The 12584-nt window shown below is 35.7% G+C and carries 13 protein-coding genes; all 13 read right to left on the bottom strand.

Features of this window, described 5'->3' with window-relative positions; translation table 11 throughout:
• Positions 1–100 precede the first annotated feature (100 nt).
• On the bottom strand, positions 101–982 hold the full coding sequence (tsf, locus tag ACR65M_RS09875) for a translation elongation factor Ts (RefSeq protein ID WP_341331874.1): 882 nt from the start codon (positions 980–982) through the stop codon (positions 101–103).
• Positions 983–1137: 155 nt separating this feature from the next.
• Positions 1138–1836 carry a 30S ribosomal protein S2 gene (gene rpsB / locus ACR65M_RS09870; protein WP_099352445.1) on the bottom strand — a complete coding sequence of 233 codons (699 nt, stop codon included), beginning with the start codon at positions 1834–1836 and terminating at the stop codon, positions 1138–1140.
• Between the two features lie 148 nt (positions 1837–1984).
• Positions 1985–2518: a hypothetical protein gene (locus tag ACR65M_RS09865; protein WP_341331875.1), complete on the bottom strand. Its 534-nt coding sequence runs from the start codon at positions 2516–2518 to the stop codon at positions 1985–1987.
• A gap of 11 nt (positions 2519–2529) precedes the next feature.
• Complete coding sequence (locus ACR65M_RS09860) at positions 2530–2853, bottom strand: hypothetical protein (protein ID WP_440273229.1); 324 nt, start codon at positions 2851–2853, stop codon at positions 2530–2532.
• Positions 2854–2923: 70 nt separating this feature from the next.
• Complete coding sequence (locus ACR65M_RS09855) at positions 2924–3691, bottom strand: FliA/WhiG family RNA polymerase sigma factor (RefSeq protein ID WP_341331877.1); 768 nt, start codon at positions 3689–3691, stop codon at positions 2924–2926.
• A 45-nt stretch (positions 3692–3736) separates the two neighbouring features.
• Complete coding sequence (locus ACR65M_RS09850; RefSeq protein WP_341331878.1) at positions 3737–4234, bottom strand: chemotaxis protein CheD; 498 nt, start codon at positions 4232–4234, stop codon at positions 3737–3739.
• A complete protein-coding gene (locus ACR65M_RS09845) occupies positions 4227–4865 on the bottom strand; it encodes a chemotaxis protein CheC (protein ID WP_341331879.1) in 639 nt (212 codons plus the stop codon). The genes ACR65M_RS09850 and ACR65M_RS09845 overlap by 8 nt, the downstream gene beginning before the upstream one ends.
• Before the next feature lie 11 nt (positions 4866–4876).
• Positions 4877–5332, bottom strand: coding sequence for a chemotaxis protein CheW (locus ACR65M_RS09840; protein ID WP_440273228.1), 456 nt, complete (start codon positions 5330–5332; stop codon positions 4877–4879).
• A gap of 34 nt (positions 5333–5366) precedes the next feature.
• Positions 5367–7406 carry a chemotaxis protein CheW gene (locus ACR65M_RS09835; RefSeq protein WP_440273227.1) on the bottom strand — a complete coding sequence of 680 codons (2040 nt, stop codon included), beginning with the start codon at positions 7404–7406 and terminating at the stop codon, positions 5367–5369.
• A gap of 18 nt (positions 7407–7424) precedes the next feature.
• A complete protein-coding gene (locus ACR65M_RS09830) occupies positions 7425–8489 on the bottom strand; it encodes a protein-glutamate methylesterase/protein-glutamine glutaminase (protein WP_440273226.1) in 1065 nt (354 codons plus the stop codon).
• A gap of 10 nt (positions 8490–8499) precedes the next feature.
• The gene (locus tag ACR65M_RS09825) at positions 8500–9369 is read right to left on the bottom strand and encodes a MinD/ParA family protein (RefSeq protein WP_440273225.1); all 870 of its coding nucleotides are present in this window, start codon (positions 9367–9369) and stop codon (positions 8500–8502) included.
• Positions 9366–10544 carry a flagellar biosynthesis GTPase FlhF gene (gene flhF / locus ACR65M_RS09820; RefSeq protein ID WP_440273224.1) on the bottom strand — a complete coding sequence of 393 codons (1179 nt, stop codon included), beginning with the start codon at positions 10542–10544 and terminating at the stop codon, positions 9366–9368. The genes ACR65M_RS09825 and flhF overlap by 4 nt, the downstream gene beginning before the upstream one ends.
• Positions 10541–12577: a flagellar biosynthesis protein FlhA gene (gene flhA, locus ACR65M_RS09815; RefSeq protein ID WP_440273223.1), complete on the bottom strand. Its 2037-nt coding sequence runs from the start codon at positions 12575–12577 to the stop codon at positions 10541–10543. The genes flhF and flhA overlap by 4 nt, the downstream gene beginning before the upstream one ends.
• Positions 12578–12584: the final 7 nt, after the last annotated feature.

Genomic DNA, 12584 nt, shown 5'->3' with positions numbered 1-12584 from the left:
CCTCCATCTTTTAAAGAAAAGTACTAGCGTTTAAATAAAGCCACGCTAAAACTAGACATTTCAAAAAGAGGGAACACATAATGTGTTCCCTGTTATCTTTTTACTTCTTCACTTGGCTCATTACTTCTTCAGCGAAGTTATCTTGACGCTTCTCGATACCTTCTCCAACTTCGTAACGAACGAAGCTCTTCACTGTAGCACCTTTAGACTCGACAAATTTACGAACTTTTTGATCTGGGTCTTTAACAAAACTTTGATCAAGAAGACAAATGTCTTCGAAGAACTTACCAAGACGTCCTTCTACCATTTTAGCTACGATATTTTCAGGCTTACCTTCATTTAATGCTTGTTGTGTTAGCACTTCACGCTCACGCTCAACTTCTTCAGCAGAAACTTGATCACGAGTTACATATTTAGGATTTACAGCAGCAACATGCATTGCAACATCCTTTGCAACATCGCTATCTGAAGTACCACCAAGGACAGTTAGAACACCGATACGTCCACCCATGTGAAGGTACGCACCAAATACATCACCATCTTCTTTTGTTACAACTTCAAAACGACGAAGTGATAGCTTTTCTCCAATTTTTGCGATTGCAGCATTTACATGTTCAGAAACTGATGCACCGTTGTCCATCTTTTGTTCTAGTGCTTCTTCAACGTTTGCTGGCTTTTTCGCTAATAGATGAGCAGCTAATTCTTTTACTAAAGTTTGGAAACCTTCATTTTTTGCAACGAAGTCTGTTTCAGAGTTAACTTCTAAGATAACTGCTTCATTACCTTGAACTTCAATAGAAGTTAAACCTTCTGCAGCGATGCGGTCGCCTTTTTTCGCAGCTTTCGCAATTCCTTTTTCACGAAGGTAATCAATTGCTTTTTCCATATCACCATCAGTTTCTGTAAGAGCCTTCTTACAGTCCATCATTCCTGCTCCTGTTTTTTCACGGAGCTCTTTTACCATTTGTGCAGTAACTGCCATTATGTTTTCCTCCTTAATTGACACTATGTACTATTTGATTTTTACGATTTACACATCGTGTAGACAATCTGTTTCTATTATGACTTAATTCGCTAAAATATATAATTCTTAAAAAAGGTGATAAAAGGCATAACCCTCTTATCACCTTTCGCTCATTAAGCAGATGTTTCTTCACCTTGTTTAGCTTCTAGGATAGCGTCTGCCATTTTTCCTGTTAAAAGCTTAACCGCGCGAATTGCATCATCGTTTGCTGGAATTACATAATCAATTTCATCTGGATCACAGTTCGTATCAACGATACCAACGATTGGGATGTTTAATTTATGTGCTTCTGCAACAGCAATACGCTCTTTACGAGGGTCGATGATGAATAAAGCATCTGGTAATTGCTTCATATCTTTAATTCCGCCTAAGAATTTCTCAAGACGTTCTAATTCTTTCTTAAGACCTACAACTTCTTTCTTAGGTAAAACGTCAAAAGTACCGTCTTCTTGCATTCTTTCGATGTCTTTTAGACGCTTGATACGCTTTTGAATTGTTTCAAAGTTTGTTAATGTACCACCTAACCAGCGTTGGTTAACAAAGTACATTCCAGAACGTTCAGCTTCTTCTTTTACAGAATCTTGAGCTTGCTTTTTTGTACCAACAAAAAGCATTGTTCCACCGTTTCCAGCTAATTCCTTAACGAAATTATAAGCTTCTTCTACCTTCTTAACAGTTTTTTGAAGGTCGATGATGTAGATTCCGTTACGCTCTGTAAAGATGTAACGCTTCATTTTTGGGTTCCAACGGCGAGTTTGGTGACCGAAGTGAACACCAGCTTCAAGCAATTGCTTCATAGAAATTACTGACATGAATAAATCCTCCTAATGGTTTTTTGTCCTCCGTTCACATCATCTTTAAGCAAAACTGTTTGAACAGCACCAATGCTTAAATCTATGAACGTGTGTGATAACACCAAAAATTAATATATCATAATAAAAACTTGCTGGTCAAGAAAAATTAGTAGTTTTGACGAAATTTGTGTAAAAGTTCAATTTCAGTTTGACCTTTATTTAATTTTTTTGCAATATCTTCATATGTGAGTCCAAGTTTGATGAGATGGTCAATGTCTTTAACAAGCAAATCTTCATTCATTTCAATATTGCCTCTTTGTTGGGGTTTAGATTGACTTTCTAATATAGTATTTTTTTCGGTTTCGTTTTGACCTGCATAAGCAGGTAGAAGATCTTGAATTTCCTCAGTTGTTAAATCAGTTTCTTTTATTTGTATCGATTGTGTACTTTTTCCCTCTCGTTCAGAGATATCTTGCTTGTTCGGTGTTTGTTGAACTTGTTGAATTCTATTTAAAAACACTTCATTGTCCTCTTTGATTTCCATTACATACGAAGTGATCACATTTTCAAATTCATTCAGTAAGCGTTCTTGTTTGATTTCAATATCTTTTAATTGAGTCATTTTTAAATATAAAAGAATAATTAAAAAAAAAGCTAATGCAAGTAAAGCAAAGCAGGTTACGAATAAAATGGTTGTCATTCTAATTCCCTCTATCCCACGAAATCAATGAAATTCCCCTTGTATGGATGTTGTTCTTTTTCTTTTTTTTCAGGGTTTTGAGTCTTATGTGGTGGTTCCGTTGAAAATGTATTTGATGATGAATCCTTATGTATTTGTGCATTTTCTGACTTGTTGTTCTCGTTTACTATAGTACGGTTCCTTTTCTCAATTTTTTCGGTTTCTGCAGAAATGTGGCCTTGCATGTGCTGACCACGCATCATTAGTTGTTCATGAATTTTTCCCACATCTTGTGTCTTTGGGATTGCAACTTGTAATTCAATTAATTTTAGACTCAATTGATTCACTTCTTCCATTCCCTATTTTTAAGAAATGCGTTGATGGAAATCTCCTTTTTGCTGTACTTAAACTACTAAATACGTAATCTTAATGGATATGTTTTTGTAATATATCCTTCAGTTTAAAAAGAGCTTTTGAGTGAATTTGAGAAATCCTAGAAGTCGATAACCCCATTACCTGTCCAATTTCAGTTAATGTTAGTTCTTCTTTATAAAACAAACTAATAATTAGCTGCTCTTTTTCATTCAATTGTTGAATTACACTAATTAGTTGATTGATCACTTCTTTTTTTACAACGTGTTCTTCTGGTGTTAAAGTAGTATGATCCTTAATTGAGAATGCTGACTTTTCACTGCTCTCGTCATCATGTTGGTAATCGTCCATAGAAAGAACATTTGCAAAGAAGCCTTCATTAATCGTTTGATAAACTTCATCCTCGCTCATTCCAACCTCTTCTGCGATTTCAGGAATTGTAGCATTTCTCATTAAATTTTGTTCTAGCTTTTCAATAGCAGTTTCTACTTTCTTTGTTTTTTCTCTTGAACTTCTTGGTAACCAATCTTCTTTTCTAAGTCCGTCAAGTATTGCACCTCTAATCCGAAAGGAAGCATATGTATCAAATTTCAAATCACGAGAAGGATCGAATTTTTCCAGTGCATCATATAAACCAATCATCCCAAGACTTTTTATATCATCTTTATTTACACTCTTCGGGAGTGTGACAGAGATTCGTTGTACATGATATGAAACGAGTGGCATATATTTCCTGACAAGGGCGTCCCCTGCATCAGTGTCTCGTGAGTCGGTCCATTTCTGCCAATATTCTTGATGATCTGCGGATGATAATCTGGACATTCTACTCCTCCTTTTGTTTATTTGAATGTATTTTATCTTTACCTTCTATATTTCCTTAATACCATGATTGACAGTCCGAATCTTGAGGATGGCTGTTTCAGGGTCAAATTCAATCGTTCGTCCATTATTTCCACCTATATCTGATGCAATAATCGTAATGTTAAAGCGTTTTAGCTCTGCTTTAACTGCTTCAACGTTACGAGGACCAATCCGCATAATGTCACTTGTAGATTGAAATTGGAACATTTGTGCACCGCCTGCGATTTTGGCTTTCAAACTCTGTTCTCGACCGCCAATTTCAATGACTTTTTTTATTAGCTCCTCAATTGCAGTATCGGCATATTTGGCAATATTCATGTTCCCGGCTTTTGTTGAACCAGAACTCGGTAACATGATATGCGCAAGTCCTGCTACCTTTCTTGGTTGATCATAAATCACTACACCTACACAGGAACCCAATCCAGATGTTCGGATTAAGTTTGGTGTAGATATGACATTCATATCAGCTATCCCAACCTTTATAATCTGATTAAGTTCATTCATTTGTTTGAACTCCTAATGCAGTAAATATTTTTCCAAAAGAATCGGGATCTGGCAATAATAGAAAATGCCCATTAATATTATTTTGTTCATGTTTTTCATTCTCACTAATAGCCGTTTCGATAACGATTGCATAATCACTTACTTGAGAAAGTTCGATTAATCCATATCCAATGATTGCACCAACCATATCAATTGAAAAGCCTGGAATTGAAGGATATAAATTTAATTGAGTAAAATCGGATAAAGATGTAAGATAAGAGCCAAACAAGATATTTCCGACTTCTTGTAAAGCAGATATCCCCATGTCACTTTGTTTACTTTCAAATGAGTAGCTCTCGTCGCCTAAGAGATCTTGGATTAGTTTTGTAGCTTGTGGGAGCTGTAAAATAAAAAACATATTTCCCGTTATATCTCCTTCAATTCGAAAAAAGATACCCGCAACAACATTTTCTGCCCCACCGGCAAAATCCATCATTTCATCAAAAGTAACAATTTTTACATTCGGTACCTGCATATCAATTTTTCGATTTAAAAGCTTTGAAAGAGCAGTGGCAGAATGCCCTACTCCGATATTTCCAATCTCTTTTAAAATATCTAAATGAGTAGAATTAATACGTTGAAAAAATGACATACGATTGCCCCTTACTCTTTTCCCTTACGAATATCGGGGGTAAGAACCTTTTCTAAATTTAATAGGATCAATAATCTTTTATCAAGCTTGGCTACACCTTCTAGGTATTCGACCTCTACACTGCCAACAATCTCAGGAGGTGGTTCAATCGAATCAACTGGGATATCCATTACATCATTTGCCGAATCAACAATTAATCCTACTTCAACATCATCTGTAGCAACTATTATTATTCTTGTGCTATTCAAATACTCGGTTTCATCTATACCAAAACGAGTTCTTAAATCAATAATCGGAGTAACAACCCCTCTTAGATTAATCACACCTTTTACAAATGGCTCTGTTCTAGGAACCCGTGTTATATGTTGCAGTTTTTCTATTGAACGTACCTGTGAAACTGGGATTGCATATTCTTCATCCTCGAGTGAAAAAACAATTACCTTTAACACAGTAGCTTGTACAGACATTTTTTTCCTCCTTAACTACAAAATCAATGCATTTCTATTTGATTAAAGCATTACAATCAATAATGAGGGCAACTTGACCATCACCGAGTATTGTTGCCCCTGAAATTGCAAATACATTTGTTAAATAGTTTCCTAGTGATTTTAATACAATCTCTTGTTGTCCTACAAAGGTATCAACGATGAGACCAGCTGATTTCTCACCCTTTTTCACAATTAGAATAGAAACGTCTTCATCATCTTCAGTAATTGTTGGAACCTCAAAAATATCTTTCAAGTTTACCAATGGGACAACTTTACCTCTATAATCAATTACCACCTGATTGTGCGCATAAAGAATTTCACTTTTCTTAATGATGGCTGTTTCAATAATAGAAGAAAGTGGGATTGCATACTTTTCATTCTGAATCGTAACGAGCATTACAGAGATGATCGATAAAGTGAGTGGTAACTGTATAGAAAATGTTGAACCTCTACTAATTTCAGAATGAATAGTGATTGACCCACCTAATGACTCAATCGTATTTTTCACAACATCTAGACCAACGCCGCGACCTGATACGTCTGAAATTTGTTCAGCAGTTGAAAAACCAGAAGAAAAAATAAAATCAAATACTTGACTATCAGTTAGAGATTCAACCGTTTTTTCTTCAATCAGTCCTTTGTTAACTGCCTTTTGGATAATTTTTTCTCTACTAATTCCAGCACCGTCGTCTTCTATTTCGATAAATACATGATTTCCGCTATGGTAAGCACGTAAAATGACAGTACCCTCTTCTGTTTTTCCATTTTGCAATCTAATTTCTGGTGTTTCAATACCATGATCAAGTGCATTTCGTAATAGATGCACCAGTGGATCACCAATCTCATCAATTACAGTACGATCTAGTTCCGTTTCTGCACCAATAATTTGAAGATTAATTTTCTTATGTAAGTCCTTCGCTAATTGACGAACCATACGAGGAAAACGGTTAAAGACAGTCTCAACTGGAACCATTCTCATTGTCAAAATAATATTTTGTAAATCTCCAGATATTCTTGACATTCTCTCAACAGTTTCGTTTAACTCTGAATGTTTCAATTCATGAGAGAGCTGTTCTAAGCGCCCTCTATCAATGACTAGCTCTTCAAATAAGTTCATTAGAGTATCAAGTTTTTCAATATTTACTCTGATTGTTTTTTGATTCCCAACATACTTGCTGGTCGATTTTGAAGATAAATTTTCCTCTTTATCGTTCATTTGTTTCTGTTGGGGAGCAAGTGTTGGAGCAACTTCAGCCTGTGCCTGTATTTGTTCATGTACTTGAGCCTTATTTGAATCATTGTAAAAATCATTAACAATTACCTTGTTTATTTCAGATACTTTGTTTATTTGTTTTTCGATATTTTCGGATGTTTCCATTGAAACTACCGTTACATGAAATTCACTATCAAATTGTTCTTCCTCCAGCTGGCCGACTGATGGAAATGACTTAATGATTTCACCGACTTGTTCAAGAACCTCAAACACCATGAAAACTCGTGCAGCTTTTAATAAACAGTCATCACGAAGTTGAATCGTTATTTCATAACAATTAAAACCTTGTTCTTTTGATTGTTGGATAACCGTCAGTTCAAAATCATCATAGTTAGTTATAGATGCAGTAGGTTCATCAACATTATTTTGTTCACCAGTAGTTTCTTCTGCAGCTGTTTTATATTCACTTTCTACATTTTTAAGTGATAAAACAACATCTGTAACATCCTTTTTTCCATCACCACCCTCAGCAATGGAAAAAATCATTTCCTCTAGATAATCAACTGACTTAAAAACAACATCCAAGAGAGATAGGGTTACTTTTATTTTCAAATTACGAATACCATCTAGAACATTCTCCATCTGATGCGTAAGACTCGCCAGATCTTCATATCCCATGGTAGCTGACATCCCCTTCAATGTATGGGCAGAACGGAAAATTTCGTTGACAATCGCAATATTTTCAGGCTCTTTTTCCAACTTTAGCAAATTTTCATTACATGCCTGGAGATGCTCTTTACTTTCTTCAATAAATACCTCTAAATATTGATCCATTTCCATTTATCAAAACCCCTTTACTTATGAAAGGCTAAGTACCGTCCTCGCTATATCCTCTAAATTTTCAACTTTATCAACTAAATTTGTTTCAATAGCAGCCTTTGGCATCCCGAACACAATTGAAGTTTCCTTCGATTCTGCTATCGAAACAACTTGTCCAGTCTGTTTTAGTTTTATCAATCCACTTGAACCGTCCGTTCCCATTCCTGTCATGATAATAGAAATTGTTTGAATCCCCTTAATTTCACTAATTGATTCAAATAGGACATCAACAGATGGTCTGTGTCCATTCCGTATTTCACTCTCATCAATATTTACAGCCAGCATTGTGCCAATCTTTTTTATTTTCATATGATAACCACCAGGTGCAATATAAGCTGTCCCAGCCTTTAACATTTCCCCATCTTCAGCTTCCTTAACGGTAATATTACATAAACCGTTGAGCCTATTGGCTAAAGATTTAGTAAAACCCGCTGGCATGTGCTGAACAATAACAATTGGTGCTGAATAATTTTTCGGAAACTGTGGGAGCACCTGTTGCAAAGCCCGAGGTCCCCCTGTTGAAGCACCTATGCAAACAATTTTATTCATATTTTTATTTGGTTCTAGGTCTATTTTACTACATTCTACTATTCTAGTATTTGACTTTTCTTGTATTTTTATTGGACTTTTAAGTAAGGTTACGTTCACTTTTCCAGCATTTAGTACTTTTGTAACAATCTCATTTTTTATCAGGTGGAGATTAATAGAAATAGGTCCTGATGGTTTTTGAATAAAATCAACAGCCCCATTTTGTATTGCAAGTAATGTTTTGTCTGTTCCTTCTATTGTTGTGCTTGAAAGCATTACAACAGGACGGGGATGTTTATTCATAATCCGTTGTAATGCTTCAATTCCGTTCATTTCAGGCATTTCAACATCCATAGTTATAACATCTGGGTTGAGTATTTCAATTTTGTTTAGGGCATCGATTCCATTTCTCGCTGTTCCGATAACGTTAATTCTTGAATCTTCTTGAAGGAAATTTGAAATAAGCTTCCTCATAAATGCTGAATCGTCTACAATAAGAACATTAATCTTTGTCATCGCTAAACTCCTATCTACCACGTACGAAAAAACGTTGTAACTTTGATATAAAGGAGGTATGTTGATTTTTCTCCTGACTTTTTTCAGTACCAAGATAACTTTTGCAAATATCAAGTAAATTTTTGCTGATTATTGCATTAGGGGCATATAGTAAAAATGGTTCCTGGTGACTGACTGCCTTTTGGACGGTTTTGTCATCAAGTAATACTCCTAGTAGTTTAATTTCTTTTATTAAAAATTGTAGAACAGCTTGTTTTAATCTTTTTAAGGTTTGCATTCCTTCAGATTCATTATCAGCTCGATTCACAATCAAATACATAGGAATCGACTGAACAAATAAACAGATATATTTAATGACTGAGTATGCATCTGTAATAGAGGTTGGCTCAGGTGTGGTAATGACAAATATTTCGTCCATTGCCATAAGAAATTTAACACTTTCCTCGGACATACCAGCGCCCATATCAAAAATAATGTAGTCATAATCATGTAGTACGGATTGCAATTGGTTTATTAAATACTGAGATTTGCTTTCATCCAGCTTAAAAAGCGAAGGTAAGCCATTGCCTCCCGCAATATAGTCAATGCCTTCCGGACCTTTAATAAGCAGATCTGTTATTGATAGATTTTTTTCAAATAAGTCTACAATCGTATGGTGGGCTGTTATCCCCATCAAGATATCAATATTCCCCATTCCAATATCCATATCAAACAACAAAGCCTTCTTGCCAAATTGTGATAGGGCAATGGAAAAATTTAATGAAAAATTGGATTTACCAACTCCACCTTTTCCACTGATTATAGCTATTGTCTTCGGTTGGTCTTGTTCGTTATTCATCGATCCTAGTTTGTTACGAAGAGCTGTAGCTTGGTCTATCATGATTCATCAACTCCAAGGATAGTATTAGTTATTAGAGTTGGCGTAGCCACGACAATGTCATCTGGCACATTTTGACCATTCGTTAGATATGCGACACCGATACCAGAATCAGCAATTAAATTCACCATCGCTCCATAGTTTGCCGTTTCATCCATTTTTGTAAATATAAATTTGGATATTGCAATTTTGGAAAACTGTTCATAAATTACTTTCATGTCACTCATTTTGGATGTTAGTGAAAGCACTAAAAATGTTTCCATATCATTTGAAAAATGGATTAAATTATTTAAATCATCAATATATTTTTCATTACGAAAGTTCCTGCCTGCAGTATCAATGAATATAACATCATAATCCTTAAAGGCTTCCTTTGCTTTTTTAAAATCATCAAAAGAATAACAAACCTCAACAGGAGCACTAAGGATTTTTGCATATGTTTTTAGTTGCTCAATCGCAGCAATTCGAAATGTATCCGTTGTAATGAAGGCAATTTTCTTTTTGTCCTTCAACATGCTGTCCGCTGCAATTTTAGCAATGGTCGTTGTTTTTCCAACACCTGTTGGACCAACAACATTAATATATTTTTTTTGAAAGGTTAAGCCACCGTATTCAACTCCGGAAATGATGGAAGCCAAACATTCCTTCGTCCATCCCTTGACTTCTCCAAATGATGCATTTTCTGTTTTCAAATACCACTTCTCCATTAAAGTAGACATAACTTTTTTTCGAATGGATGGATTTATTTCTTGATGAGCCAGCAATTGATTTATTTCCTGTAAGGGGGCTGGATAAGGACTACTATCAACAGATATTGCTTTTATCGCGACCCTTAGTTCTTTCATTTCTTTTACAAGATCTGGTGTCGACTCTGATCGATCCTTTACCTGTTGTGTATTTACAGGTTTGGCAACCTCTTGTTTAATTGGGATTGGTTCAGATTTTATATCAATAACCGTTGGTTTTTTATTCTTTTCTTTCGGTTTCATTGTTTGAGTCTTAGGGACTTGAGAATCAATAGCTGCTATCACTTCAAAATTCTTTTTTCGAAAAAGGCCGAAAACCCCCTTCGTTTGAACAACCTTTGAGTTTAAGATGACCGCATCACTACCTAATTCAGCACGAATCATTTTCATTGCTTCTGGCATAGAAGTAGCAATATATTTTTTTACCTTCAATCTATATTCACCACCCCAACACTTTGAACTTCAACATTTGCCTCAAGCTCGTTATAAGAAAGTACAGGAACTTGTGGAAAATATCGTTCAATTAATTGTCTCACATACATTCTGACCGCAGGAGAACATAGTAAAATCGGAGATTGTTCTTGTATACTAACACTTTCGATTTGTTTTGCTATCGCTTCAATAATGGATTGTGACACATTTGGATCAATTGACAGATAGTTTCCATGTTCTGTTTGTTGAACACCATCAGCGACAAACTTTTCAACTCTTCCTGATAAAGTTACAACTTTCATTGTTTCACCTTGAACAATGTGTTGATTTGTTATTTGTCTGGCTAGTGATTGTCTCACGTATTCCGTTAATAAATCCGTATCAGTTGTCATTCGTCCAAAATCTGCGAGTGTTTCAAAGATGATAGGCAGATTTCGAATTGACACATTTTCTTTAAGTAACTTAGCTAATACCTTTTGAACATCTCCTACTGCTAGTGGATTTGGCGTGACCTCTTCTACTAAAATTGGGTATGATTCTTTTAGATGATCAATCAGTTGCTTTGTCTCTTGTCTTCCCAGTAACTCATGGGCATTCCTTCGAATTACTTCGGTGATATGTGTTGACACAACAGATGGAGGATCAACGACCGTATAACCTAGCATTTCTGCCTGGTCTTTCATATCCTCAGCTATCCATTTTGCCGGTAATCCAAAAGAGGGCTCAATTGTATCGATTCCCTCAATCGAATCATCCTCATAACCTGGGCTCATCGCTAAGAAATGATCAAGTAAAAGTTCCCCTCTTGCCATTTCACTACCTTTTATTTTCAGACGATATTCGTTTGGCTGTAATTGAATATTATCCCTTATTCTAACGACTGGGATGACTAACCCCAACTCAATCGCCAATTGTCTACGGATCATCACGATTCTGTCCAATATATCTCCACCTTGGTTTGTATCAGCCAATGGTATCAATCCATAACCGAACTCAAACTCAATGGGGTCTACATTTAACAGACTCACGACGCTTTCTGGACTTTTTAAGTCCTCTACTTGTACTTCTTCTTCGGTTTCAGGCTCTAATTGAGTCTCCTGATCCTTACTTTTAGAAATCATATAGGCGCCAATCGCTAAACAACTTGAGATTGAAATTGTTAAAAAATCATGGATTGGAGTAAACAATCCTAAAAGGAAAATCGTTCCTGCAGTCACATATAGCATCTTTGGAAAAGCAAATAATTGCTTTGTAATATCTGTCCCTAAATTTCCTTCAGACGCAGCACGAGTAACCACAATCCCTGTCGCTGTTGAAATTAATAATGCAGGAATCTGGCTGACAATTCCGTCCCCTACAGTTAACAGGGTAAATTTAGAAAGCGCCTCTTGGAAACCCAAGCCATGTTGTGTCATCCCGATGATAAATCCAAAAATTAAGTTGATAAGAACAATAATAATACCAGCTATTGCATCTCCCTTTACGAACTTACTTGCCCCGTCCATTGCCCCGTAAAAATCAGCTTCTCTACTTACTTTATCACGGCGCTCGCGGGCCTCAGTATCAGAAATCATACCAGCATTTAAATCAGCATCTATACTCATTTGTTTCCCTGGCATTGCATCTAATGTAAAGCGCGCAGCAACCTCAGAAACACGTTCAGAACCTTTTGTAATTACAACAAATTGAATAATAACAAGGATTAAAAAGACAACAAATCCGACAACCACATTCCCACCAACTACAAAGGTACCAAAGGTGTGCACTACCCCACCAGCATCCCCTGTAGCGAGTATTGATCTAGTTGTAGAAACGTTTAACCCTAATCTAAATAAGGTCAAAAGAAGTAATAAAGAAGGGAAAATTGAAAATTGAAGTGGTTCCTGCATATTCATTGAAGTTAAAAGAACTAACAATGCAAGAGAAATATTAACAATAATTAAAATGCTTAGCATCCAAGATGGAAATGGAATAATTAGCATCGCAACTATTAAGATTACACTTAATAAAACTGATAAATCTCTTGCTCGCATTGTTTTC

This window comes from Ferdinandcohnia sp. SAFN-114 (assembly GCF_059415045.1).
This window is presented reverse-complemented; position numbering and strand designations above follow the sequence as displayed.